The 23,693-nt window shown below is 67.4% G+C and carries 23 protein-coding genes; 11 read left to right on the top strand and 12 right to left on the bottom strand.

The genetic code is table 11. From position 1 onward, the window contains the following. Positions 1-50 precede the first annotated feature (50 nt). Positions 51-437, bottom strand: coding sequence for a response regulator (locus OMW55_RS07565; protein ID WP_264882114.1), 387 nt, complete (start codon positions 435-437; stop codon positions 51-53). A gap of 36 nt (positions 438-473) precedes the next feature. On the opposite strand from OMW55_RS07565, the gene OMW55_RS07570 reads away from it, so the two are divergent. Genes OMW55_RS07570 through OMW55_RS07595 form a run of 6 tightly spaced genes read left to right on the top strand, consistent with a single transcriptional unit; the run spans position 474 to position 4,404 of the window. Beyond that, positions 474-749, top strand: coding sequence for a DUF3572 family protein (locus OMW55_RS07570; protein ID WP_319950663.1), 276 nt, complete (start codon positions 474-476; stop codon positions 747-749). After that, on the top strand, positions 746-1,363 hold the full coding sequence (locus tag OMW55_RS07575; RefSeq protein WP_264882116.1) for an HAD family hydrolase: 618 nt from the start codon (positions 746-748) through the stop codon (positions 1,361-1,363). The genes OMW55_RS07570 and OMW55_RS07575 overlap by 4 nt, the downstream gene beginning before the upstream one ends. Further along, on the top strand, positions 1,360-2,106 hold the full coding sequence (locus tag OMW55_RS07580; protein WP_264882118.1) for an SDR family NAD(P)-dependent oxidoreductase: 747 nt from the start codon (positions 1,360-1,362) through the stop codon (positions 2,104-2,106). Before OMW55_RS07575 ends, OMW55_RS07580 begins: the two co-directional genes overlap by 4 nt. A 31-nt stretch (positions 2,107-2,137) precedes the next feature. Then, positions 2,138-2,599 (top strand): RidA family protein, encoded by a 462-nt coding sequence (locus OMW55_RS07585; RefSeq protein WP_264882120.1) that lies wholly within the window; start codon positions 2,138-2,140, stop codon positions 2,597-2,599. After that, positions 2,574-3,293 (top strand): glycerophosphodiester phosphodiesterase family protein, encoded by a 720-nt coding sequence (locus OMW55_RS07590; protein WP_264882121.1) that lies wholly within the window; start codon positions 2,574-2,576, stop codon positions 3,291-3,293. Before OMW55_RS07585 ends, OMW55_RS07590 begins: the two co-directional genes overlap by 26 nt. After that, on the top strand, positions 3,280-4,404 hold the full coding sequence (locus OMW55_RS07595) for a GNAT family N-acetyltransferase (protein ID WP_264882122.1): 1,125 nt from the start codon (positions 3,280-3,282) through the stop codon (positions 4,402-4,404). Before OMW55_RS07590 ends, OMW55_RS07595 begins: the two co-directional genes overlap by 14 nt. Positions 4,405-4,467: 63 nt before the next feature. On the opposite strand, the gene OMW55_RS13850 is transcribed toward OMW55_RS07595, so the two are convergent. Then, positions 4,468-5,289 (bottom strand): cold-shock protein, encoded by an 822-nt coding sequence (locus tag OMW55_RS13850; RefSeq protein ID WP_319950664.1) that lies wholly within the window; start codon positions 5,287-5,289, stop codon positions 4,468-4,470. A gap of 209 nt (positions 5,290-5,498) precedes the next feature. Here OMW55_RS13850 and OMW55_RS07610 point away from each other — a divergent pair, with 209 nt between their 5' ends. Genes OMW55_RS07610 through rpoN form a run of 5 tightly spaced genes read left to right on the top strand, consistent with a single transcriptional unit; the run spans position 5,499 to position 9,620 of the window. Continuing rightward, positions 5,499-6,119 (top strand): ribonuclease D, encoded by a 621-nt coding sequence (locus OMW55_RS07610; RefSeq protein WP_264882123.1) that lies wholly within the window; start codon positions 5,499-5,501, stop codon positions 6,117-6,119. Next, a complete protein-coding gene (gene lptC / locus OMW55_RS07615) occupies positions 6,112-6,834 on the top strand; it encodes an LPS export ABC transporter periplasmic protein LptC (RefSeq protein ID WP_264882124.1) in 723 nt (240 codons plus the stop codon). Before OMW55_RS07610 ends, lptC begins: the two co-directional genes overlap by 8 nt. 5 nt (positions 6,835-6,839) lie before the next feature. After that, positions 6,840-7,382, top strand: a complete 543-nt coding sequence (locus tag OMW55_RS07620; protein WP_264882125.1) for an LptA/OstA family protein — start codon at positions 6,840-6,842, stop codon at positions 7,380-7,382. Positions 7,383-7,385: 3 nt separating this feature from the next. Next, positions 7,386-8,159: an LPS export ABC transporter ATP-binding protein gene (lptB, locus tag OMW55_RS07625; RefSeq protein WP_264882127.1), complete on the top strand. Its 774-nt coding sequence runs from the start codon at positions 7,386-7,388 to the stop codon at positions 8,157-8,159. Positions 8,160-8,177: 18 nt separating this feature from the next. Then, positions 8,178-9,620 (top strand): RNA polymerase factor sigma-54, encoded by a 1,443-nt coding sequence (gene rpoN / locus OMW55_RS07630; RefSeq protein ID WP_264882128.1) that lies wholly within the window; start codon positions 8,178-8,180, stop codon positions 9,618-9,620. Here rpoN and OMW55_RS07635 read toward each other — a convergent pair. From OMW55_RS07635 to OMW55_RS07680, 10 genes are all read right to left on the bottom strand, one after another. After that, positions 9,617-10,387, bottom strand: a complete 771-nt coding sequence (locus OMW55_RS07635; protein ID WP_264882130.1) for an endonuclease/exonuclease/phosphatase family protein — start codon at positions 10,385-10,387, stop codon at positions 9,617-9,619. The two genes, rpoN and OMW55_RS07635, sit on opposite strands and share 4 nt — an antisense overlap. A 19-nt stretch (positions 10,388-10,406) precedes the next feature. Then, positions 10,407-12,914, bottom strand: coding sequence for a DNA topoisomerase (ATP-hydrolyzing) subunit B (gene gyrB / locus OMW55_RS07640; protein ID WP_264882131.1), 2,508 nt, complete (start codon positions 12,912-12,914; stop codon positions 10,407-10,409). Positions 12,915-13,118: 204 nt separating this feature from the next. Continuing rightward, positions 13,119-14,657 (bottom strand): DEAD/DEAH box helicase, encoded by a 1,539-nt coding sequence (locus OMW55_RS07645; protein WP_264882132.1) that lies wholly within the window; start codon positions 14,655-14,657, stop codon positions 13,119-13,121. A 189-nt stretch (positions 14,658-14,846) separates the two neighbouring features. Further along, the gene (gene recF, locus OMW55_RS07650) at positions 14,847-15,899 is read right to left on the bottom strand and encodes a DNA replication/repair protein RecF (RefSeq protein ID WP_264882134.1); all 1,053 of its coding nucleotides are present in this window, start codon (positions 15,897-15,899) and stop codon (positions 14,847-14,849) included. 137 nt (positions 15,900-16,036) lie between these two features. Next, the gene (gene dnaN, locus OMW55_RS07655) at positions 16,037-17,140 is read right to left on the bottom strand and encodes a DNA polymerase III subunit beta (protein ID WP_264882135.1); all 1,104 of its coding nucleotides are present in this window, start codon (positions 17,138-17,140) and stop codon (positions 16,037-16,039) included. A gap of 113 nt (positions 17,141-17,253) precedes the next feature. Further along, positions 17,254-17,628 carry an Hpt domain-containing protein gene (locus OMW55_RS07660; RefSeq protein ID WP_264882137.1) on the bottom strand — a complete coding sequence of 125 codons (375 nt, stop codon included), beginning with the start codon at positions 17,626-17,628 and terminating at the stop codon, positions 17,254-17,256. 125 nt (positions 17,629-17,753) lie between these two features. Continuing rightward, positions 17,754-18,302, bottom strand: a complete 549-nt coding sequence (locus OMW55_RS07665) for a fasciclin domain-containing protein (protein ID WP_264882139.1) — start codon at positions 18,300-18,302, stop codon at positions 17,754-17,756. Between the two features lie 59 nt (positions 18,303-18,361). After that, positions 18,362-19,504, bottom strand: a complete 1,143-nt coding sequence (locus tag OMW55_RS07670; protein ID WP_264882141.1) for a hypothetical protein — start codon at positions 19,502-19,504, stop codon at positions 18,362-18,364. A gap of 123 nt (positions 19,505-19,627) precedes the next feature. Beyond that, on the bottom strand, positions 19,628-20,905 hold the full coding sequence (locus OMW55_RS07675; RefSeq protein WP_264882142.1) for a spinster family MFS transporter: 1,278 nt from the start codon (positions 20,903-20,905) through the stop codon (positions 19,628-19,630). A gap of 55 nt (positions 20,906-20,960) precedes the next feature. Continuing rightward, positions 20,961-23,570, bottom strand: a complete 2,610-nt coding sequence (locus tag OMW55_RS07680) for a TonB-dependent receptor (protein ID WP_264882143.1) — start codon at positions 23,568-23,570, stop codon at positions 20,961-20,963. Between the last annotated feature and the right edge of the window lie 123 nt (positions 23,571-23,693).

The following is a 23,693-nucleotide window of genomic DNA, read 5'->3' on the forward strand; positions in this document are numbered from 1 at the left end:
CATCAAAGTTGACCCGATCGGCGCGACAGTGGCGGAGCCTTTGTCGCCGTTCAGCCCGACACCGCCTCGGGCTTGCGCTGCAGTAGTGCAGTTACCTCCTCGACGAAGCGCACGACAGAGATCGGCTTCGACACATAAGCGCTGGCGCCCGCCGCCCGGACGCGGTCCTCGTCCCCGGCCCCGGCGTAAGCGGTCACGGCCATGATCGGCACTTCCTTCAGCGCCTCGTCCGCGCGGAAATCATGGATCAGCTCCATGCCGTTGACGTGCGGCAGCTGGATGTCGGTGATGATCAGCTCCGGCCGGAACTCCCGCGCCCGCTCCAGCGCCTGGCGGCTGTCCGTCACCGCATTGGGCTCATGCCCATGGGCCGCGAGCAGGTCGCAGAACAGCTTGATGTTGAGGGCGTTGTCCTCGACAACCAGGATCCTGGCCACGTTCACGCTCCTCAACCTGTCAGGAGATCATCATAGGTGATAATCAGGAAACCCTCAAACTCCGCCGATCCCACGATTGTTGCGTTGCAGGCACTAGCTGTCGCTCTACGGGACTCCCAGCGGGCCCAGCGGTTGCTGGAGCTGACCGGCTTGACCAGCGATGAACTGCGCGCCCGTGCGACCGAGCCGCACATGCTCGCGGCGGTGCTGAGCTTCCTGGAAGCGCATGAACCGGACCTCATCGCGGTGGCCGATGAGCTTGGGATCAGCCCGCAGGAACTGGTCGCCGCCCGAAGCGCTCTCGAGGCATGAACCGACCTCTGCTCGTCACCGACTGTGACGAAGTCCTGCTGCACATGGTGTCCCACTTCTCGGACTGGCTAGACGAGGCGCACGGCGTCCTCTTCCGCCCGGAGGAAGGCGACATGGCCGGCGCGCTGAAGTTCAAGGATGGCGGCGAGCGCGTGCCCTCCGAGCAGGTGTGGGAATATCTGACCGGCTTCTTCCGCACCGAGATGCACCGGCAGACGATCGTTCCGGGCGCAGTCGAGGCGCTTGGTAGCATCGGGGAGGTCGCGGACATCGTGATTCTCACGAACCTCGGCGAGGAGGCCCACGGCTGGCGAGTCGAGCAGTTGGCCGGGCACGGCATCCACCATGAGGTAGTGTGCAACCGTGGCGGCAAGGGCGAACCGCTGAAAAGCTTGGTCGAGCGGCACGGGGCCACGCGCAGCGTGTTCGTGGACGATCTCGCCGTGCATCATGCGTCGGTGGCCAAGTACAGCCCGGACACGTTCCGCCTGCACATGGTCGCCGAGCCTAAGCTGGCGGCGGTGACGGAGACTGCCGCCGCCGCCCACGCCCGGATCGACGACTGGCCAACGGCCACCGACTGGATCCTTGAACGCCTGAAGGACGCCGCATGACCAAGACCGCCCTCATCACCGGCGCCACCGCCGGCATTGGCGCCGCCGCGGCGCGCCTGTTTGCCGGCCGCGGCTGGAAAGTGGTCGGAACCGGCCGCCGCGGCGACCGGCTCCGCGCCATGCAGGAGGAGCTTGGCGCCGCATTCCTACCGCTCGAACTCGACATGCGTGACGTCAACACATTGCGGCAGCTCGACGGACTCGCCGGCGACTGGGGCGGGCTCGACCTGCTCGTCAACAATGCCGGCCTGGCCCCGCCCGCCGATCCGTTGCATGAACAGGATTGGGACCGGCTGGACCAGGTGATCGAGACCAACATCACCGGCCTGGTTGCACTGACGCAGGCGCTGCTGCGCAAGCTCATCGAGCGGCAGGGCGGGATCATCAATCTCTCATCGGTCGCCGCCACCTACCCCTATCGGGGCGGTGCGGTGTACGGGGGGACCAAGGCGTTCGTGCGCCAGTTCAGCCTCGACCTGCGCTGCGACCTTGCTGGCACGGGCGTTCGGGTCAGCTCGATCGAACCCGGCATGGCCGAGACGGAATTCACTCTTGTCCGCACCGGCGGCGACCAGGCGGCGAGCGAGGCACTCTATTCCGGCATGGACCCGATGACCCCGGAGGACCTGGCCGAGACCATCTGGTGGATCGCCACCCTGCCGTCACACCTCAACATCAATACTCTGGAGCTGATGCCCACCCGGCAAAGCTTTGCGGGGTTCAGCGTCACTCGCAAGGGTTGATTCGGGCCGGTCCGGCTGCTTGGGAGAGCGCATGTCCATCGATGCACGCCTTGCCGAACTCGGCATCACCCTTCCGCAGCCGGCCGCCCCGGTCGCTTCCTACGTTCCCGCGGTGGAGGCCAACGGCCTGCTGCACATTTCGGGCCAGATCAGCTTCGCCGAGGATGGCAGCCTGATCACGGGCCGACTGGGCGAGAACGTCGACCTGGCCGGCGGCCAGGCCGCCGCCCGCCGCTGCGGCCTCATGCTGCTGGCGCAGATCAAGGCGGCGATCGGTTCGCTGGACCGCGTGGAGCGGATTGTGAAACTCGGCGTGTTCGTTAACTCGGCGGGCAGCTTCACTGACCAGCCCAAGGTCGCCAACGGCGCGTCCGACCTGATGCAGGAGGTGTTCGGCGAGGCCGGGCGCCACGCCCGCTCGGCCGTGGGCGTGCCGGTGCTGCCGCTCGGCGTTGCAGTCGAGGTGGATGCGGTCGTTCAGGTCCGCGCCTGACCCGCTGAACCCGGGTCGGGTCGGCTTCGCGCACCGCGGGCTGCACGGCCCCGGCGTTCCGGAGAACAGCCTTGCTTCCGGCCGCGCCGCACTGGCGATCGGCGCGGGCATCGAGTGCGACGTCAGGCTGAGCGCCGACGGCGTGCCGATGGTCTTCCACGACGCAGACCTGATGCGCCTCTGCGGCATCGAGGGTGACACCGCCCAACTTACCGCCGCGGCGCTGACGCAGCTCACCTTGCTCGGGACCGCCGAGCATGTGCCGACGCTGGCCGAGTGGCTGGCGCCGGTGCCCGTCGACACGCCGGCCCTGATCGAGGTCAAGGCCACCAGCGAGGAGCGCACGGCGGCGCTGTGCGCGGCGGTGGCGGCCCTGCTCGGGACGGAGCGGCCGCGCACCGCAGTCATGAGCTTCGCACCCGCCGTTTCGTGCTGGTTCGCCGCTCACTCTCCCGAGCGGCGGCGGGGGCTGGTGGTCGACGGACGCTGGCCGGCGGACTTCCGCGAGTCGGCGGTGGCCATGGCTGAGCCGCAATTCGTGGCAATCGACAAGGCGCTGCTCGGCGATCCATGGACTGCGGCGATGCGCGAGCGGGTGCCGGTCTATAGCTGGACGATCCAATCGCCCGAGGACTTGCGGCGGGTGGCGAACCACGCCGACGCTCCTATCTGGGAGGGCGATGGCCGACCGTGAGTCCGTAACCGCCCGCATCGCGTCCTCGATCGGGAGCATCGACCAGCAGCTGTGGGATCGGCTGGCGGGCGACGATCCGTTCCTGGAGCATGCGTTTCTGGCGGCGCTTGAGGAGTCCGGCAGCGTTGGCGGGCGGACCGGATGGTCGCCGCTGCCAATTCTGGTGGAGGACGAAGGGCGCACGGTGGCAGCCGCGCCTGCTTACCTCAAGAGCCATAGCCAGGGCGAGTATGTGTTCGACCATGGCTGGGCCGACGCGTGGGGGCGCGCGGGCGGCGATTATTACCCCAAGCTGCAGGTGGCGGTGCCGTTCACCCCGGTGCCGGGTCGGCGCCTGCTCGGTGACCGGCCGCACGCATTGTTGGCTGCGCTGGAGTCGGTCACAGTGCAGAATGGCCTCTCGTCGGCCCACGCAACGTTTATCGCCGAAACCGACGAAGCGTTCTTTGGTGAGCGTGGCTGGCTGATCCGCCACGGCATCCAGTACCATTGGTTCAATCGCGGCTACGGCAGCTTTGACGACTTCCTGGGAGTGCTGGCGAGTCGCAAGCGAAAGGCCCTGCGCAAGGAGCGGGAGGCGGCGGAGGCCGGGCTGGAGATTGTGGCGATGCGCGGGCACGAGATCCGGCCCGAGCACTGGAACGCCATGTGGACGTTCTACCAGGACACGGGCTCACGCAAGTGGGGTCGGCCGTATCTCAGGCGTGCGTTCTTTGACCTGGTGGCGGAGCGGCAATCGGACCGGCTGCTGCTGTTCCTGGCCCTGCGTGGCGGCGAGCCAATCGCCGGGGCGCTGAACTGGATTGGCCCGGACGCGCTCTACGGCCGCTATTGGGGCTGTACCGAGGAGGTGCCGCACCTCCACTTCGAGCTATGCTACTATCAGGCGATCGACTGGGCTTGCCGGCATGGCTTGTCGCGTGTGGAGGCAGGCGCCCAGGGCGAGCACAAGCTGGCCCGGGGTTATGAGCCGGTGATCACCCGTTCCGCCCATTTCATTCCCCACCCTGCGTTCCGCGATGCGGTGGAGGACTTCCTCGATGCCGAGCGGCCCGCAATCGCGCTGGAAATCGAAGCGATGCGGGCGGAGCTGCCGTTCCGCCAGGCATAGAAAAGGGCTCGCCCGGACAGTCCGGACGAGCCCTCGCCCCGCGTGATCCGCGGTGCTGTCTGCTTAGGCCTGCAGCGGCGCCAGGTTCACCGCGGCAGTCTTGCCGCGACGATCCACTTCAAGCTCGAACTCGAGCCGGTCGCCCTCGTTCAAGGATGGCATGCCCGCACGCTCCACGGCGGAGATGTGCACAAACGCATCGGGCTGGCCGTCGTCGCGCTGGATAAAGCCGAAGCCCTTCATCGAGTTGAAGAACTTGACCGTGCCCTGAGCGCGTTCGCCGGTCAGCTGGCGCTGCGGCGCGCGCTCGGCCCGCTCCACCGCCATCGGCTCACCGTCGATCCGCAGGTTGGTCGCCGAAATGCGGCCTCCGCGATCAACCAGCGTGAACTCGAGCGGCTGGCCGTCCGCCAGGTCGGTGAGACCCGCCTGCTCGACCGCGGAAATGTGCACGAAAACGTCTTCGCCGCCATCGTCACGGACGATGAAGCCGAAACCCTTCTGCGCGTTGAAGAACTTAACGGTGCCTTTGCCCTCGCCGACGACCTGGGGGGGCATGCCGCCACCCGCGCCGCCGCCGCCGCCGCCGCGGAAGCCGCCGCCGCCGCCGCCGCCGAAGCGACCACCGCCGCCGCCACCGCCGAAGCGGTCGCCACCGCCGCCGCCGAAGCCGCCGCCGCCGCCGCGGTAACCACCGCCACCGCCGCCGCCGCCAAACCGGTCACCACCACCGCCGAAGCCGCCACGGTCACCGAACCCGCCGCCGCCGCCGAAGCCGCCGCCACCGCCGTAGAAATCACCGCCGCCACCGCCGCCGCCGAAATCGTCGCCCTTGCCGCGCCCGCGTCCACCGCGATCACCCTTGCGCCCTCGATCGTAACCCATGCCCGTTCACACTTCTCCAGCCCGAATAACCAAAACAAACCAACGCGCTGGGCCTCAGGGCGCAACCGGTTACCGCGCACATTCAGTGGCGCGTACGCTTAAGACGTTACAGCAAAAATGGTTACCGCTCCACCCCGTTCCACCATCGGAGAGCAATGCCGCGTTCAGCGCACCCTTGCTTATTCGCCCCGAAAGAGAAACAGCGTCCCATGGCCATCCATTTCCACGAAGAAGACCTGCCGTCCGCCGCCCTGTTCGGGCCGGGCCCGATTGCCGTCGACACGGAGGCGATGGGCCTTCATCCCGGACGCGACCGGCTGTGCCTGGTTCAGCTGTCGGACGGCAGCGGTGACGAGCATCTGGTCCGCTTCTCGCCGGGCAGCGACTATGCCGCGCCCAACCTCAAGGCGCTGCTTGGCGACCAAGGCCGGCTGAAACTCTACCATTTCGCGCGGTTCGATATCGCCATCATGCAATATTATCTCGGGATCATGGCTGCCCCGCTTTATTGCACCCGAACGGCATCGCGGCTGGTGCGGACATATACCGACCGCCACGGGCTGAAGGAGCTGGTTCGCGAGCTGCTCGGCCAAGATCTCAACAAGCAGCAGCAGACCAGTGACTGGGGCGCGCCGGAGATCAACGACGCGCAGCGCGATTACGCAGCCAGCGACGTGCGTTACCTGCACGGCTTGAAGGAGAAGCTGGACCAACGGCTCGCTCGGGAGGGCCGAACGCAGCTGGCGCAGGCCTGCTTCGATTTCCTGCCCGCACGCGCGCTGCTCGACCTTGCTGGATGGGACGAACAGGACATCTTCGCCCATGTCTGAGGCCGCCGTTCACCAGCAGGAAGCGCGGGAGCATTGGGCGGAGCCCGGCAGCCGACACGACCGGCTGGTCCGACTGCTGAAGATCGGCCTGCCAAGCCTGGTTGGTGTACTGGTCGCCTTTCTGCTGCTGGCGCCCTTGAGCAAGCGGCAGGAAGTGAGCTTCATTCTCGACAAGAACGAGGTCGACACCGCGCCCGAACGGATGCGGATCGAATCTGCGCGCTACACCGGTAAGGACGACAAGGGGCAGCCGTTCGTCGTCCAGGCGCAGCGGGCGGTACAGCCCACCTCCGAGCAGCCGATTGTCGATATCCATGGCATGTTCGCACGGCTCGGCCTGCAGAGCGGGCCCGCCACGATCGAAGCCGACCGCGGCCGCTACAACATCGACCGGCAGCAGGTGGCAGTGCTGGGGCCCGTGCGCGTGAACGGTCCAGAGGGCGAGCAACTGCTCACACAGAATGTCATCGTCGACCTGCGGAAGCGCACGGTAGTGGGCGGCAGTGGCGCAGGAACTGGACGCCAGGGCGATGTCCAGGCGGGTGAGCTGAGCGGCGACTTGAAGTCACAGCAGCTTGGATTGGGCGGGGGAGTCCGCGGCCGGTTGGAGTTGGGTGAGTTCCAGGCAGGGCGGGTCCACGCCGACCTCGGCACCCGAACGGTCGTGCTGGAAGGCGGCGCCCGGTTGAAAATTCAGCAGGGGGCGGTCAGATGAGGTCCATGGGGCGTTCCGTTCTTCTTGTTGCCTTCATGGCCACCGCCGCTGCGCTGGGTTCCAGCGCTGGCGCGCAGCAAGGCAAGGAGCCGATCTCGGCGCTTAAAGGTCTTAACAGCAATGCGCCCGTGGTGGTCAACAGCGATCGCATCGAGGTGCAGGACCGCGCAGATCGGGCCATCTTCTCCGGCAACGTGGTGGCCACGCAGGACCAGCTGACGCTGAGCACGGCGCGGCTGACCGTGGCCTATTCGAATTCCGGTGGGATCCAGATCGATCGGCTGGACGCGGCCGGTGGCGTGCTCGTCCGCTCACCGTCGGAGACTGCCAGGGGTGATTTCGGCGTCTACGACCTCGACCGCAAGCTGATCACGCTGATTGGCAACGTTCAGCTGCAGCGCCAGGGCAATGAAGTTCGGGGCAACCGCCTGACCCTGGACCTGAATACGGGCCGTGCGGTGATGGACGGCGGACCCCCGGGCGTTGGCCAAAGCGGTGGGCGGGTAACAGGGCGGTTCACCGTGCCGCAGCGCCAGAACCGAAGCTAGCGGATGTTGAACACCCGCAGTCTTGAAGCGACCGTCGGCCTTGCCGAGGGAGCGGTGCGCGGCCTTGAAGTGCGCTCGATCGCCAAGTCGTATGACAAGCGCGCGGTGCTGCACGACGTCTCGCTCGACGTCAGTCGCGGCGAGGTGGTCGGACTTCTTGGTCCCAACGGCGCGGGCAAGACGACCTGCTTCTATTCAGTCATGGGGCTGGTGAAGCCGGACGCGGGGCGCATCCTGCTCGACGGTCGCGACATTACACCCTTGCCGATGTACCGGCGGGCGATCCTCGGACTTGGCTACCTGCCGCAGGAAACCAGCATTTTCCGCGGCATGACAGTGGAGCAGAACATCATCGCCGTGCTGGAGGTCGCTGAGCCGGACCGGGCCGAGCGCCGGGTGCGGCTCGACAAGCTGCTGGATGAGTTCGGCCTGACCAATTTGCGCGACTCGCCGGCCATGGCCCTGTCGGGCGGCGAACGGCGGCGGTGTGAAATCGCCCGCGCATTGGCCGCCGATCCCAAGATCATGCTGTTGGACGAGCCGTTCGCCGGCATCGACCCAATCTCGATCGCCGACATCCGCGACCTCGTGAAGGATCTCAAGCAGCGTGACATCGGCGTGCTGATCACCGATCACAACGTGCGCGAGACGTTGGATATCGTCGATCGGGCCTGTATCATCTATGACGGCCAAGTCCTGTTTCAGGGCACGCCCGAGGCGCTGGTGGCGGACCGCGACGTGCGCCGGCTCTACCTCGGCGAGAGCTTCGAACTGTAAGCGGCGGGTGCGGCGGCGATGAGCCTTGCTCCCGGCCTTCAGCTCCGCACATCCCAGTCGCTGGTTCTGACGCCGCAGCTGGCGCAGGCAATCAAGCTGCTGCAACTGTCCAATGTCGAACTCGAAGCGGTGCTCGCCGAGGAACTGGCGAAGAACCCGCTGCTGGAAGCACGTACCGGCGAGAGCGGCGAGGCGGTGGTCGTGCGCGAAGACCGGGAGCTCGGCGAGGAGGCTCCCGAGCCCCCAGGCGCCGACGTGCTGGCGGGCGCGGGCGACGAGGCACTAGATGCCGACTGGCGGGAAGCGGCGCTGGAACTGGACAGCGGATACGAGGTCGGTAGCGCGCCGGAAGAGGGGTTCGACTTCGACCGTCTGGCCGCATCGGAGACCAGCCTCTGCCAGCACCTGATGAGCCAGCTGGAGGGCCATGGCGGCGCGAGGGCGCGGGCGGCCGAGGCGATCATCCACGAGCTTGAAGAGACCGGCTGGCTGACAACCTCGCTGAGCGACATCGCGAGCGGCACCGGGCTCAGCCTTCACGACGTCAAGGAGGGCCTCGCCCTGGTTCAGTCGTTCGATCCGGCCGGGGTTGGGGCGCGGAGCCTTGCGGAGTGCCTGGCTCTGCAGGCCAAGGCGGCTGACCGCCACGATCCGGCGATGGCGCGCCTCCTCGACAACCTCGACTTGCTGGCGCGCGGGCAGATGGCGGCACTGAAACGGATTTGCGGAGTCGACGACGAGGACCTCGCCGACATGATCCGCGAGCTGCGCGCGTACGATCCCAAGCCAGGCTGCCGCTTCGCCGCCGAACCGGACACCGCGCCCGAGCCTGACGTGATCGTGCGGCGCTCCGCCGGCGGTTGGGTGGTGGAGCTCAACCCGGCCAACCTGCCACGGGTGCTGGTGAACCGGCGTTACCATGCCGAGCTCAAGCGAACGCCACAGAGCAAGGAAGGGCGCGCGTGGTTGAGCGACTGCCTGGGTCAGGCCAACTGGCTGGTGCGGGCACTCGACCAGCGCGCCAGGACCATCGTCAAGGTGGCCAGCGAGATCGTAACCCAGCAGGAGGGTTTCTTTAGCGAGGGCGTGGCGAAGCTCAAGCCGCTGACCATGGGCGCGGTGGCGGAGGCGGTCGGCATGCACGAGTCGACCGTCAGCCGGGTGGCCGCCAACAAGTATCTGCTGTGCGAGCGGGGGCAGTATGAGCTCAAGTGGTTCTTCCGCTCGGGCGTCGCCGCGGAGAGCGGCGAGGGTGCGTCGGCGGAGGCGGTCAAGGCCGCGATCGGGAAGCTGATCGCCGCGGAGACCGAGATCCTGTCGGACGACACACTGGTCGAGCTGCTGAAGGAGCAAGGGTTCGATCTCGCCCGGCGGACGGTGGCCAAATACCGCGAAGCAATGGGGATTGGCTCGTCTATCCAGCGGCGGCGGCAGCGGGCGATCGCTGGGAAAGCGGCCTAGACTACCAGCCGCGCCCACACGGGCAGGTGGTCGCTGGCGACCCGCGCCGCTTCGCTGTGGTGGACTCCGGCGGCCTCGATCTTGATATCCCTGTCCACGATGATCCTATCGAGCTGCGCGATCGGGCGGCGGGCATGGAAGCTCGGGCCTGTCGGCGCGATGCGGAACCCGCCATCTAGGTCACGCAAGCAGCCGGCCGCGCTGCGCCATTCGTTGGTGTCGCCCATCAGCACGCTGGGCATGCGGTTGGGCCGACGGGCGATCTCATCGAGGATCGCGCGCATCTGCCGACGTCGCCACAGGCCGCTGAGATCGAGGTGGAGTCCCACGACGCGGAGCGGACAGTCGCCGATCAGCAGCTCGGCGAGCACGGCGCCGCGCGGCTCCAGCGTCGGAAGTTCCAGCGCCGCAACGTCCATGACCTGGACGTGCGGCTTCACCAGCAGGGCGTTGCCGTGCCAGCCGAGGTTGCGGGTATCGACCTTGAGCAGCTCGTCGACACGCGCACCGACCCGCGGCAGGCGGTCGAGCATTCGGCGGTTCTTCACCCCGAACGGCACAGGCCGGTAATGGCCATGAGCATCGATCAGCTCATGCGGCACCGCCGCCGCACGGCCGCCGACGCGCTTGTCAGCTTCCTGCAGCGCGACGATGTCGGCGTCGACCTCCCTCAACACCTGCAGCACCCGCAAAGGGTCGCGGCGGCGATCCGTGCCCACCGCCTTGCGCATGTTGTAGCTGGCAAGGGTGACCGATCGGGGTTTCACGTAGTTGCTAACGCGCGGCTCAGACGTCGAGGTTCGCGACGCTTAGCGCGTTCTCCTGGATGAACTCGCGGCGGGGTTCGACGACGTCGCCCATCAGGCGGGTGAAGATCTCGTCGGCGACATCGGCCTGGGAGACTTCGACCCGCAGCAGCGAGCGGTTGGCCGGGTCGAGCGTGGTTTCCCAGAGCTGTTCCGCGTTCATCTCGCCCAGACCCTTGTAGCGCTGGATCGACAAGCCCTTGCGGCCGGCGGCGAGCACCGCGTCGAGCAGTTCGCTCGGGCGGGTGATGGTGGCGGGCTTGCCCTTGGTGTCCGCGGCGGCCTGCTCCAGCGCTTCCTCGCCTTCGCCCGGGCCGACGGTCGGCTCCGCCTCGACCAGCGCGCCCTTCTTGAGAGTGCGAAGCGTGGCGGGGCGGGCGTAGACGTCCGCCTGTTCGAGCGTCAGAGCGTGGAGCTTGCGGGCTTCAGCGGAGCCGATGAAGCTCGGCTCGACAATGGTTACATCGGTGACGCCGCGCCACAGCCGGCGGAGGAGGTAACCGCCTTCGGCCGCCAACTCTCCGGTCCAGCGGCCCTCCTCGTCGCCCTGCTGCAGCCAGCCGGCAACGCGCTCAATGGCAGCACGGCGTCCGTCCTCGCGCAGTTCGGGATCAAGCGCGCCAGCGACCGCCAGCGCTTCCAGCAGTGCCGGATCGTACTTCTTGGGCGCATAGCGCATCAGGGTGCGGATGCGGCGGGCGTGGTCGACCAACGCCTTCAGGTCGGGACCCTGGCGGACGTCGGAGGCCGTTTCCAGCTGGAGCCCGTCCAGGCCCGCCTCGACCAGATAATCGTCGAGTTGGGCGTCGTCCTTGAGGTAGACTTCCGACCGGCCGCGCGCGACCTTGTAGAGCGGCGGCTGGGCGATCATCAGGTGGCCGGCCGCGATCAGCTCCGGCATTTGCCGATAGAAGAACGTCAGCAACAGGGTGCGGATGTGGGCACCGTCGACGTCAGCGTCGGTCATGATCACGATCTTGTGATAGCGCAGCTTCTCGAGGTTGAACTCCTCGCGGCCGATGCCGGTGCCGAGCGCCTGGATGATGGTGCCGATCTCACGGCTGGACAGCATCCGGTCGAAGCGCGCGCGTTCGACGTTGAGCAGCTTGCCGCGGAGGGGCAGGATGGCCTGGTTGTGCCGGTTGCGGCCCTGCTTGGCCGAGCCGCCGGCGGAGTCACCCTCGACCAGGAACAGTTCGGAGAGAGCGGGATCCCGTTCCTGGCAGTCGGCCAGCTTGCCCGGCAGGGAGGCGATGTCCATCACGCCCTTGCGACGGGTCAGCTCGCGGGCGCGCTTGGCGGCTTCGCGGGCGGCGGCGGCGTCGATGATCTTCTGGATGATGGCGCGGGCGTTGACCGGATTCTCCTCCAGCCATTCGGTCATCTTATCGCTCATCAGCGCTTCCAGCGGCTGGCGCACTTCGGAGCTGACCAGCTTGTCCTTGGTCTGCGAGCTGAACTTCGGGTCGGGCAGCTTGACGGACACGATGGCGGTCAGGCCCTCGCGCATGTCGTCGCCGGTCAGCGTCACCTTCTCCTTCTTCAGCATGCCAGACTTTTCGGCATAGCCGTTGACGGTGCGGGTCAGCGCCGCACGGAAGGCCGCGAGGTGGGTGCCACCGTCGCGCTGGGGGATGTTGTTGGTGAACGGCAGGACATTCTCGTAATAGCTGTCGTTCCATTCCAGCGCGACGTCGATGCCGATGCCGTCGCGCACCGCCGAAATGGCGATCGGATCCGGGAATAGCGGGGTCTTGGCGCGGTCGAGATACTTAACGAAGGCCGCGATGCCGCCCTCGTAGAACAGCTCCACTTCCTTGCGCTCTTCATGGCGCGCGTCGGCCAGCACCAGGCGCACGCCGGAGTTCAGGAAGGCAAGCTCGCGATAACGGTGCTCGAGCTTGTCGAAGTCGAACTCGGTGATCTTGAAGGTCTCGGGGCTCGGCAGGAAGGTGACCCGGGTGCCCTTCTTGCCCTCGGGTGCGGGGCCGACGACCTTGAGCGGGGCCACTGCGTCGCCATGAGCGAAGCGCATGAAATGCTCCTCGCCATCGCGCCAGATGGTGAGGTCGAGGAACTCGGACAGCGCGTTGACCACCGAAACGCCGACGCCGTGAAGGCCGCCGGATACCTTGTAGGCGTTGTCGTCGCTGGTGTTCTCGAACTTTCCGCCGGCATGGAGCTGGGTCATGATGACCTCGGCCGCCGAAACGCCTTCCTCGGCGTGGATGCCGGTGGGGATGCCGCGGCCGTTGTCCTCGACGGTGACGGAGCCGTCGGGGTTGAGCTGAATAAGAATGCGGTCGCAATGGCCCGCGAGCGCCTCGTCGATGGCGTTGTCGCTGACCTCGAACACCATGTGGTGGAGGCCCGAACCGTCGTCGGTGTCGCCGATGTACATGCCGGGCCGCTTGCGCACCGCATCGAGCCCCTTCAGGACCTTGATGCTGTCGGCGCCGTAGCTGTTCTGGTTGGGATCGCTTGCCATGGAGAATCTATAGCCTGTGCGCAGGGGAAGTCACGTGCGCGCGCGTGAGTCAGACGGGCGGGCGTAGCGCGTTTGGTAACAAAGGTAACGGGTCCGTGCGGTCGGTTTGCACCTCGTGACTGTCGCTCCGAACGGCGCGCCGGGAAGGCGGCGGAAGGGCATGCGCCCCTCTACCGCCTCCCCTGTGCTGCAGGACAGAAGACCTCAGGCCGAGCGGCGCTGGCCCGAGGGACGGCCGCGACCGCGGAAGCCGCCGCCGTTCCCGCCGCCGCCGGGGCGTTCGCCCGTGCTTGGCCGCTGGCCCCCATGCCGCTGCTGCTGGCCGGACGCCGGGGCATGGCCGCGCACCGGATTGCCGACCGGACCGGAAAGGCCGCCGGGGACGCCGCGTGCGCTGCGCCCGCCTTCGCGCGGGCCGCTCCGCTCCTCCGGCATGTCGCGGCGCGGATCGGGGCCGCGCGGCAGGCCGAAGCGCTGCGGATCGCCGGAGTGGCCGCGCGCGCCGCTGGCGTTGCGGCGGTTGCGCTGGTTCTGCTGCGGCGAACGCTCGCCGCCGCGCTCACCTGCCTTGGGCGCGGGCTTAAGGCGCTTCATCGCCTCGACCGCCTGCAGGAAGCCGCCGGGCAGCTCCTCCACCGTCAGCTTCTGGCGGGTGAGCTTCTCGATGTCCTTGAGGAACGGGCGTTCCTCGCCGTCGCAGTAGGCAATGGCGATGCCATCGGCGCCGGCTCGCGCGGTGCGGCCAATGCGGTGAACATACTGCTCCGGCACGTTGGGCAGGTCATAGTTGACCACGTGGCTGACGCCCGGGATGTCGATCCCGCGCGCGGCGATGTCGGTCGCGACCAGGATCGGCACGCTGCCGTCACGGAAGGCGGCCAGCGCCTTCTCGCGCTGCGGCTGGCTCTTGTTGCCGTGGATCGCATTGGACTTGATGCCGGCGGCCTCGAGCAGGCGAACGATCTTGTCCGCGCCATGCTTCGTGCGGGAGAAGACCAGCGAGCGGTCGATCTCCTGCGTCTGGAAGAACATGGTCAGCAGCGCGGTCTTCTCCGCCTGGTTGACGAAGGTGACCCGCTGCTCGACCCGCTCGGCGGTGGTGGCGACGGGCGTCACCGATACTTCGGCCGGGTTGGTCAGGTAGGTGTCGGCGAGGCTCTTGATCGTCTTCGGCATGGTAGCCGAGAAGAACAGGGTCTGCCGCTTGGCCGGGATCAGCTTCACGATCCGCTTAAGCGCATGGATGAAACCGAGGTCGAGCATCTGGTCGGCTTCGTCGAGGACGAGGATCTCGAGGTTCTTGAGGTCGAGGGCACGCTGATCGACCAGGTCGAGCAAGCGGCCGGGGGTGGCGACCAGGACATCGAGGCCGCGCTGCACGGTGCGGACGCTCTTCGCGTTGGCCACGCCGCCGAAGATCACGCCAACGGTGGTCTTGAGGTTGGCGCCGTAGGTCTCCGCGCTTTCGGCGATCTGCGAGGCGAGCTCACGCGTCGGGGCGAGCACCAGCATGCGGATCTGACCGGGACGGAGGAACTGTGGACGATTGGCGCTAAGCCGCTGCAGCGAGGGCAGCATAAAGGCCGCGGTCTTGCCGGTGCCGGTCTGGGCGATCCCTAAGAGGTCGCGGCCGGTCAGGACGGTCGGAATAGCCTGCGCCTGGATCGGCGTCGGCTGAGTGTAATTCTTGGCGGCGAGCGCCGAAAGCAGGGGCGCTGAGAGCCCGAGAGTGTCGAAAGACATGTATGTTCCAAACATGACGCGACCGGGCATGACTTTGCACGCCCGGCAGACGGGTGAACAAAGAACCCCGCGTGATGTGGAGAACTTCAAGAGAAAACCGAGACGCGGGCCGGCCGGTTGGGCCGATCACGCCGCTTATGAGGCGTCTCGCTGGGGAGCCATATAGGTGATTGGTTCCGGTTTGTCCAATCACTCCGGCTGGGCGGTGCCGTGATCCACGTGGAACATGCTTCCGCCGATACCGTCGAACAGGGCCGCTTCAGTGGCGGTCATCCACACCTGGCCACGTCCCTCGAGGCGGGCAAACAGGGCGGCGCGGCGGCGCGGGTCGAGGTGGGCGGCGACCTCATCGAGGAGGAGGATGGGTGGTGCGCCGCGGCGTTCGGCAACCAGCTCGGCATGGGCGAGGACCAGGCCGAGCAGCAGCGCCTTCTGCTCGCCGGTGGAGCCTCGCGCCGCGGGCTGGCCCTTGGCACGATGGGTGACGGCGAGGTCCTGGCGATGCGGACCCTGGGTTGCGCGGCCTGCGACGGCATCGCGGCCGCGGTTGGCACGGAGGGCGGCAGCAAGGTCGCCGCCGCTCCAGCCATCGAGCGCGATGGCCGGACTGGCGAAGTTGTCGTCCGGAAGCGCGGCGAGGCGCTGGTCCAGGGCGGCCACGGTGCGAGCGCGGGCCTCGGCGAGCGCGCTTCCGTGCTCGGCCATCCCGGCCTCGAGCGCGGCGAGCCATTGCGGATCCGCGCCGTCGGGCTCGGCCAGCAGCTTGTTGCGCGCGCGCATGGCGGCTTCGTAGCGAGCGGCGTGGTGGGCGTGGCCTGGCTCCAGAGCCAGCACCAGCCGATCGAGGAACCGCCGACGGTCGCTGGCGGCACCGGTGAACAGGCGGTCCATGGCGGGGGTGAGCCACAGGACGGACAGCCACTCGGCAAGGCTGTTGACGGCAGCCGGGGCGCCGTTGACCCGGACCTGGCGGCGGTCCGGGGCGGTGGGCTGGGTCCCGGTGCCGAGGTCCGCGTCGGCCAGGCGGCCATTGATGGCGAAGGCGCCAGGCCCGTTGCTGCGCGCCATGTCGGACAGGGGCGACGCACGCAGGCCCCGGCCAGGCGCGAGCAGGGAGACAGCTTCGAGGATGTTGGTCTTGCCCGCGCCATTCTCGCCGTGGAGGCAGACGAAGCCCAGGCCGGGCGCGAGCGTCAGTTCGGCGTAGTTGCGGAAGTCGGTAAGGGTCAGGCGGGTGAGCACTCCGCTAGTCCGCTGAGAATCGGCGCGAAGTCAATTCGGGCCGTCGGTCATGTCCGCTGGGAGGCAGGCCTGCCGGTGTTCGCGGTCTCTGGCGTAACGTGCGCCCGTTGCACTCCGCTTCCGTTACGCTCGGCGGCTCACACGCGCATCGGCATCAGCACGTAGAGTGCGTTCGCCTTGTCGTTCTCGCGCAGCAGTGTCGGGGCGGCGGCGTCTGCCAAGTGCACCTCCACCGTGTCCCCGTCGATCTCGCCCAGGATGTCGAGCAGGTAGCGGGCGTTGAAGCCGATCTCGAGCCCGTCGGCGCTATAGTCGGCCGGGACTTCCTCGGTTGCCAGGCCGTTTTCGGGCGAGGTGACGGACAGGGTGACGCGGTCGCGGTCGACGCTCATCTTCACCGCGCGCGTCTTTTCGCTAGCGATGGTAGCGACGCGGTCCACCCCTTGCGCGAAGCTCTTGGGATCGAGCTTCAGCAGCTTGTCGTTGGCGGTCGGGATGACCCGGTTGTAATCGGGGAAGGTGCCGTCGATCAGCTTGCTCGTCAGCACGGCGTGGCCGAGGACGAAGCGGACCTTGGTCGGTGACAGTGACACTTCGACCGTGCCTTCGACCTCGTCGAGCAACTTGCGGAGTTCCGCAACGCACTTACGCGGCACGATCACGTCCGGCATGCCGTCGGCGCCGTCGGGCTTGGCGACCGTCACACGGGCCAGGCGGTGGCCGTCGGTGGCGGCGGCCTTGAGCTGGTCATCGGCGACGTGGAGGAAGATGCCCATCAGATAATAGCGGGTCTCTTCGGACGAGATGGCGAAGCGGGTCTTGTCGATGATCTGGCGCAGCGTCGCCGCGGGCAGCTCGAAGCGGGTCGGCAGCTCGCCCTCGGCGATCACCGGAAAGTCATCGCGCGGCAGGGTCGACAGGTTGAACCGCGAACGTCCGGCGATGACCTGCATCTTGCCCTCGGCGGCCGTCAGTTCGACCTGGCTGCCTTCCTGAAGCTTGCGGACGATGTCGAAGAAGGTGTGGGCCGAAACCGTGGTCGCGCCGGGCTGGGCGACATTGGCCGCGATTGTCTCGTCCACCTGCAGGTCGAGGTCGGTAGCCATGAGCCGCAGCGAGCCATCCTCGCGAGCGTCGAGCAGGACGTTCGACAAGATCGGGATGGTGTTGCGGCGCTCCACCACCGACTGGACGTGGCCCAGGCTCTTGAGGAGGGTTGCCCGTTCGATCGTCGCCTTCATCGTGTGTTCTTCCGCCCCTTTGCCGGCAGCTCGCAATGTCGCCGCCGCCCGTCTTGTCCCCAGCGGTTATAGCGAGCGGATGCGGGCTTGCCAGTGCCTTCGCGCGGCGTTCGTCATGCGGCCGCCAGGGGCTCGCATTGGCAGGCGGGCGCCAGCGCAGAGGCCGTTTCGGCTGCTGCCGCGTCGAGCTGGCGCAGGGCATGGTGTAATGCGGTGGCGCCCTGATGGGCACGGGGATCGAGCACCATCTGCAGCATGCGAGCGGCGCTCGCGACCGCTCGGCCGCCGATGTTGAGCGAGGCCCCGGCGATGCTGTGGGCTGCGGCGGCCGCGCCGGCGAGGTCGCAGCGGCCGAGCGCCGCCCGCAGGTCCGCCCGGTCGGAGGCAAGCTCCGCCAGATAGAGAGCAACCAGCCCCGCCGTCCGCTCCTCCCCCAGCACGGCGCGGATCTCGTCCAATTGCGCCATGTCGATCAGTTGTTCCGCCATGTCCCTCGCTCCCTTGGGTGAGGAGGTGAGGCTAGATGGTCGGAACCGGCTGAACGTTACCAATGCCTCCGCTTCGGCTCGAACCGGCCGCGAAGGTCGCAAGATCGTGCCGGATCGGACCCATTCTAACCTGCCGGCTTCAGCACCGCGTCGATCCGGTGGACGATGCCGTTGCCCACCACCTCCTCGGCGCCGGTCACCGTTGCCGCGCCGTTCGGGCCGGAGAGGCGAATGGCATTGCCCTGGCGGGTGGCGGTCAGGGTGGTGCCGGCCATGGTTGCGAGCTGGGCCTTGCCGCCGTGCCCGTCGATCGCCTTGCCGATGTCGGCGGCCGTGATGGTGCCCGGCAGGACATGGTTGCTGAGCAAGCGGGTTAGCTTCTGCTTGTCGGTGCCGAGGTCGCCGGCGGCGTTCATCGCCGCGTCGGTCGGCAGCAGCAGGGTGTAAGGACCCGGACCTTTCAGCACCGGCTCCATGCCGACGGAGCGGACGGCAGCCGCGAAGCGGGCGGCGTCAGGGCGGGCGATCAGGTCGGCGAGCGTGCCCTTGGCCGCGGAAGGTGCGGCAGCGTTGGTTCCGGCCTGATTGGCAGTGGCGGCGTTGCCGTCGGCGCCCTTGTTGCAGGCGCCGAGCGCCAGCGCCGCCGCCCCGAGCAGCGTCACACGTGCGATCATTTCATTCTCCCTGTTGCGGCGGGCGGTCGCCGGTGGCGCCGCCCGCTCTCCCTTTCGGCTCAGACCAGCGCCTGGATGACGGCGGTGATCAGCTGGGTCTTGGGATCGACCCCGTAGATGTAGCCGTCGTTGTACCGGTACCAGTTGTCGGCCGTGTCGTAGTAACGGTCGCGATACTGGTAGGGCACGTTGTAGACATCGTAACCGGCCGGCAGCGGCTGCCCCATGGCGAGGTCGCCGGCGAGCAGCTGGACGATCGAGTCCACGGTGCCGTTCGACTGGTTAACCCGGTAGATGCCACCGTCCCCATAGCGGTACAGCCAGTCGCCCTCATCCTGGTAGTAGCGCTGGTACTGTGTCGGCACGTTGTAATAGCTGACGTAATCCAGCGGGTACTGCTCCCCAGCATAGTAATAATCGGGGACGTAGTCGGGACCGTAGGCGTAGAGCGGCGCGTAGCCGAGGACGTCGTCCGACCGGCGATCGATCCGGTAGATGTAGTCGTCTCGGGTCCGATAGTAGTAATCGGACGTGTCCGGATACCAGCTGCGGTAAGCCACCGGTAGTAGGCTGCTCAGCAGGACCTGCGGCGCGCGCTGGCCGACCAGCTTCTTCGCCTGACCGGGCGGAAGGCACCCGTTGCCCTTGGCCGCGAGGCCGGGCGGGCAGCCATCGTAGCTGTAGCGGCGGTCATTGCCGGCGTAGCTGACTGGATAGTCGTTGCGAACGCGGACCTCCTGCTGGACGATGCGGCCGGCCTGGTTGCCGCCGCGCTGTTCGAAGCGCCGGGCCTGCGCCTCACGTTGCGGTTGACGACGCTCGACCCTGGCCTGCCGGTGCTCGGCCTTGCCGTGGCCGTGAGCGGCCTGGCGGTGCTCGGCCTTGGCCTGGCGGCGCTCGGGCCCGCGCTGGCGTTGAGCCTGCTGGCGGAACTGATGCTTGCCGCCGCCTTGCGCGTGCTGGCCACCGCCCCCGCGCTGCTGCTGACCACCGCCGCCGCCATGTTTGCCACCGCCGCCTCGATTGTCACCGCCGCCGCCATGTTTGCCACCGCCCTGGCCTCCGCCCCCGTGGCCGCCTCCTCCGTGACCACCGGGGGGACCGCCACCACCGCCGCCACCATGGCCGCCACCGGGCTTTGCCAGTCCGGGACTGGCCAGCGCCAGCGCCACCGCGCCAGCGCCAAGCAGGAAAACGCGCATCGGAAATCTCCTCTTCATGAGAGTTCCAACGGCTCGTCGCATTGCTCGTTCCGGCGCTCACCGGACGGGCACGGCAGACGGTCGCGCTAGCGTGAACGGCAGATTACTACCGGAAAGTGCAAGCTAGGCCGCGGCGTCCTCGACCCAATCGGCGGCGAGGCGGCGGCTGGCCAGCCAGCCGAGCACGGCGGCTATGAGGTAGAAGCCGATCACGCCCATCGCCGCATAGCGCAGCGACTCGGGACCGTAGCTCTGCTTTAGGCTGGTAGAGATATAGCCGATCAGTTTGGGCCCGACGCCAAGGCCGATCAGGTTGTTGATGAGGAGGAAGAAACCGGCTGCAGTCGCACGCATCGGCTGGGCGACCAGATGCTGCACGGCGGTGGTGATCGGGCCCAGCCACAAGATGTTGAGCGCATTGGGGATGAGCAGCAGCGGCCACGCGAGCCAGGGGCTCGGGGTGAGGAAACCAAACAGGAAGAAGGGCGCGGTGATCGCCCAAGCGATGGCGGGAAGGAGCGCGTACCAACGTTTATCGAGGTGGCCGAGGCGGTCGGCCAGGATACCGCCAGCCAGCACGCCGGCAGTACCGCCGATAAGCAGCAGCGAGCTCATGAACTGGCCCGATTGGATCAGCGTCATATCGAACGAGCGGATCAGAATGGACGGGGTCCACAGTGCCAGGCCGTAACCGCACAGCGAACTCATGGAAGCGGCAAGAGCCAGCAGCCAGAAGGTCGGCTTGGGCGCGAGGATGCGGAACACCGCGCCGATACTCGGGCGAGCGGCGTTCGGCGCTGCCGCCGGGCGCGGCAGGTCGCGCACGACCCACTTGAGGAACGGGGCAAGCACCAGGCCAAGCAGGCCCATGATGAAGAAGGCGGTCTGCCAGTTGAATTTGCTGGCGAGGATGGCGCCGATGATGGTGCCGCCACCGAGCCCCACGGGAACACCGAGGGAATAGATGCCGAGCGCCCGGCCGCGCCGCTCGGGCGGGAAGTAATCGGAGATCAGCGCGTAGGACGGAGCCACGCCGCCCGCTTCGCCGATGCCGACGCCGAGTCGGCACAGGAACAGCTGCCAGAAGCCGGTCGCCGCCCCGCACAAGGCGGTGAACCCGCTCCAGATCGCAAGGCTGGCGGTGACGACCCAGCTGCGGCTGGTGCGGTCGGCCAGGTAGGCGAGCGGCACGCCAAGCACCGAGTAGAGCAATGCGAAGGCGACCCCCGCGATGGTGCCGAACTGGTCGTCGGTGAGCTGGAGATCGGCCTGGATCGGAGCGGCCAAGATGCCGAGGATCTGCCGGTCGAGGAAGTTCAGAATGTAAGCCGCGAGGAGGAAGGCCAGAACAAGGCCCGGGCTGCGGGTCGGCGCGGTGGCGCTCGCGGTCGGCTGCTGCATCAGAACAGGGGTGGCACGGGGCGCCGGCAATGCCAAGCGCCCCGGTCCGTTATCATCAGAACTTCATGTCGAGCGACAGGTACACCTGCCGCGGCGCGCCGTAAAAGGCGGTGACCACGCCCTCAAGGCCGAGCGACGAGGACGTGCCCGGCACGCCGAACACCGGGCTGGTCGGTGTCACCGAGAGGACCGGCTGACCGGTCACCGGGTTGACGTTCAGGAACTGGTAGCCCGACGTGATGTAGCGCTTATCGAGCAGGTTCTTGCCGTGCAGCCCGACGGTGAACCGGCCGATGCTGTAGATGAGGTTGGCATCCAGCAGCGAATAGCTCTTCTGGTCGAGGAAGGGGCTGGGCGTCTCGAATTGATAGGTCTTGCTCTTGTAGGACAGGGTTGTGTTGGCCGAAAGCAGGCCGTCGCCGGCTGGCACCGCGAAGTCCAGCGACGCCGAGTTGCTCCACTTGGGCGTATTCTGGATCTTGCGGTAGGCCGCAACGTCGACGGGACGAGCCCGCGTCGCTGGTGACGGCGTGCCGTTTGCGGTGAAGCCGGCAACGTTGGTCTCAAACTGCTGGTACTTGGCATCGATGTAGCCGATCGTACCGCCTAGGCTGACGCGCGAGCCGGTGCCGGCAAAGCCGCGGGCGAGGACCGCATTTGCTTCCACCTCAACCCCGTTGAAGCGGGCCTTGCCGGCGTTAGTCGTGATCCCGACGAATGTGGGCACTCCGTTGATCTCGGCGCCGGCCGAGCCGGGCACCTGCACGTCCTTGTAGTTGGCGTGGAACACGGCGGCGGCCAGGCGCAGGCGGCGGTCGAACAGGCTAGCCTTGTAGCCGGCCTCGTAGCTGGTCACCTGCTCTGGGTCGAACAGGAAATAGTCGAAGATCTCATCCGCTTCCCGGACTCCGTTGCCGTTGAGATCCGGCGCCACGGTGGACACGCCCCGCGGGTCGAAGCCGCCGCCCTTGAAGCCCTTAGCCCAGCTTACGTACAGCGTGTTGTTCTCGTCCGGCTCGAAGGCGAGCGAGGCGCGCGGAGTGAACTGCTTAAAGGTCTTCTCACCGGTGAAGTTCGAGGAGAGCGGTCCTAGCTGACGGCCAGTCGGATTGGTGACCGGATCATAGAGACCGTTGAGTGGCAGACCGCCAAGCTCCGGCAGCGGTCCGCGGAAGATATTGCGACGGACGACCTGCGCATCGCGCTTGTCACGGGTATACCGGCCACCAAGCGAGAGCGAAAGCTGGTCAGTGAAGCGATATGTGAAATCGCCGAAGATCGCCCAAGTTTTCGTGTCCACGTCACCGAACGTCGAGGCGGCGAAGCCGGGAAACGGACCCGCGACAAAGCCGGTGCCGGCTGCGCAGGCCGCCAGCGGAATGCCCTGGCCGGGCAGGCACAGACCTGGTGTGATCCTGCCGGTGGTGTCCAGCACCACGTCAAACACGTTGTTGGCGTTGGCCTTGAGGTAATAAGCGCCGACCAAGCCGTTCAGCGGGCCGCGGTCAATCAGCAACTGCACTTCCTGGCTGAACTGCTTGTTCCGGTAGATGGCGGGCACGTCCACGTCGGCCGCGGGTAGCGCGTCGAAGTCGATCGGCGTGGTGCTCTTGTCCTTGCGGAAAGCAGTGATTGAACGAAGGGTCAGCCCTTCGGCGATCTCTCCCTGACCCTGCAGGCTGAGGCCGCCGCCAGTGATCTTCTGGCGCGGCAGGACGAGGCCGCCGCGGCTGTCGAACTCGTCATCCAGTACCGGGAACTGCACCGGCGGGAACAGGTCAGCGATCAGCCGGTGGCCGCCGCGCGTGTTGCTGCGGTCCCAGGTATAGTCGCCCGACAGGCGGAAGAAGGCGCGGTCTGCTGGCTCGAACTCGATCGTACCGCGGGTGGCGAGGATATCCTTGTCGTAGTTCTCCTTGCCGGTAGTCAGGTTCTTGCCGAAGCCGTCGCGCGACAGCCGCGCCACCGCACCGCCGATGCGAAGCGTGTCGGTCAGCGGGGTCGAGGCGCTGATCACGAGATCGGCCTGCTTGTAGGTGCCGACGTTGGCGCGCACCCGGCCTTCCGTGGTGGTGGCGAGCCGGCGAGTGACATACTTCACCGCGCCGCCAATGGTGTTGCGGCCGTAGAGCGTGCCCTGCGGCCCGCGCAGCACCTCGATCCGCTCCACGTCGTAGATGTCGAGCAGCGCGCCTTGCGGACGGTTGAGGTAGACGTCGTCGAGGTAGATGCCGACGCCGCCTTCAAAGCCGGCAACCGGGTCCTGCTGGCCGACGCCGCGGATAAAGGCAGTCAACGTGCTGTTGGTGCCGCGGGAGGTTTCCAGCGTGACGTTGGGGGTGGTGTCCGCGACGTCGGTGATGTCGAGCGCACCTTGCCGGTCGAGTTGCTCGCCCGAGTAAGCCGTGACGGCGATCGGCACGTCCTGCAGCGATTCCTCACGGCGCCGCGCGGTGACCACGATCTCCGAGTCGCTGGCAGTGGCTGCCTGGTCCTGGGTGGTGGCGTTGTTCTGGCCCGCCGGAGTTTCGGCGGAGGCCGGGTCAGGCTGGGCTGGTGGGGTGGGCTGACCCGTGGTCGTGTCCTGGGCGAGCGCGGCGGCCGGCAGCAGGGTAACCAGGGCGACGGTGCCCAGCAGATGGCGAGCGAAACGGTTGAGCGACATGAGCAAGGACTCCCCCTGTTGGGCGCCCGCCTTCACGCGACTTGCGCCAATCAGACCCGACCGTTACTGAAAGTTGAACCGGGTTTCAACTTGCTTCGTTCGGCAGGTTGAGTCAGGGCCAAG

It is taken from the genome of Sphingomonas arvum, assembly GCF_026013565.1.
Lineage (GTDB): Bacteria > Pseudomonadota > Alphaproteobacteria > Sphingomonadales > Sphingomonadaceae > Sphingomicrobium > Sphingomicrobium arvum.

Excerpts from the sequence above, each read along its gene's own strand:
- OMW55_RS07580 (WP_264882118.1), top strand. The coding sequence starts at position 1,360 with ATGACCAAGACCGCCCTCATCACCGGCGCCACCGCCGGCATTGGCGCC.
- OMW55_RS07590 (WP_264882121.1), top strand. The coding sequence starts at position 2,574 with ATGCGGTCGTTCAGGTCCGCGCCTGACCCGCTGAACCCGGGTCGGGTC.
- gyrB (WP_264882131.1), bottom strand. The coding sequence starts at position 12,914 with ATGGCAAGCGATCCCAACCAGAACAGCTACGGCGCCGACAGCATCAAG.
- OMW55_RS07575 (WP_264882116.1), top strand. The coding sequence starts at position 746 with ATGAACCGACCTCTGCTCGTCACCGACTGTGACGAAGTCCTGCTGCAC.
- rpoN (WP_264882128.1), top strand. The coding sequence starts at position 8,178 with ATGAGCCTTGCTCCCGGCCTTCAGCTCCGCACATCCCAGTCGCTGGTT.
- OMW55_RS13850 (WP_319950664.1), bottom strand. The coding sequence starts at position 5,289 with ATGGGTTACGATCGAGGGCGCAAGGGTGATCGCGGTGGACGCGGGCGC.
- OMW55_RS07645 (WP_264882132.1), bottom strand. The coding sequence starts at position 14,657 with ATGTCTTTCGACACTCTCGGGCTCTCAGCGCCCCTGCTTTCGGCGCTC.
- OMW55_RS07665 (WP_264882139.1), bottom strand. The coding sequence starts at position 18,302 with ATGATCGCACGTGTGACGCTGCTCGGGGCGGCGGCGCTGGCGCTCGGC.
- lptC (WP_264882124.1), top strand. The coding sequence starts at position 6,112 with ATGTCTGAGGCCGCCGTTCACCAGCAGGAAGCGCGGGAGCATTGGGCG.
- OMW55_RS07610 (WP_264882123.1), top strand. The coding sequence starts at position 5,499 with ATGGCCATCCATTTCCACGAAGAAGACCTGCCGTCCGCCGCCCTGTTC.
- OMW55_RS07680 (WP_264882143.1), bottom strand. The coding sequence starts at position 23,570 with ATGTCGCTCAACCGTTTCGCTCGCCATCTGCTGGGCACCGTCGCCCTG.
- lptB (WP_264882127.1), top strand. The coding sequence starts at position 7,386 with ATGTTGAACACCCGCAGTCTTGAAGCGACCGTCGGCCTTGCCGAGGGA.
- OMW55_RS07620 (WP_264882125.1), top strand. The coding sequence starts at position 6,840 with ATGGGGCGTTCCGTTCTTCTTGTTGCCTTCATGGCCACCGCCGCTGCG.
- OMW55_RS07660 (WP_264882137.1), bottom strand. The coding sequence starts at position 17,628 with ATGGCGGAACAACTGATCGACATGGCGCAATTGGACGAGATCCGCGCC.
- OMW55_RS07670 (WP_264882141.1), bottom strand. The coding sequence starts at position 19,504 with ATGCGCGTTTTCCTGCTTGGCGCTGGCGCGGTGGCGCTGGCGCTGGCC.
- OMW55_RS07585 (WP_264882120.1), top strand. The coding sequence starts at position 2,138 with ATGTCCATCGATGCACGCCTTGCCGAACTCGGCATCACCCTTCCGCAG.
- dnaN (WP_264882135.1), bottom strand. The coding sequence starts at position 17,140 with ATGAAGGCGACGATCGAACGGGCAACCCTCCTCAAGAGCCTGGGCCAC.
- OMW55_RS07595 (WP_264882122.1), top strand. The coding sequence starts at position 3,280 with ATGGCCGACCGTGAGTCCGTAACCGCCCGCATCGCGTCCTCGATCGGG.
- OMW55_RS07675 (WP_264882142.1), bottom strand. The coding sequence starts at position 20,905 with ATGCAGCAGCCGACCGCGAGCGCCACCGCGCCGACCCGCAGCCCGGGC.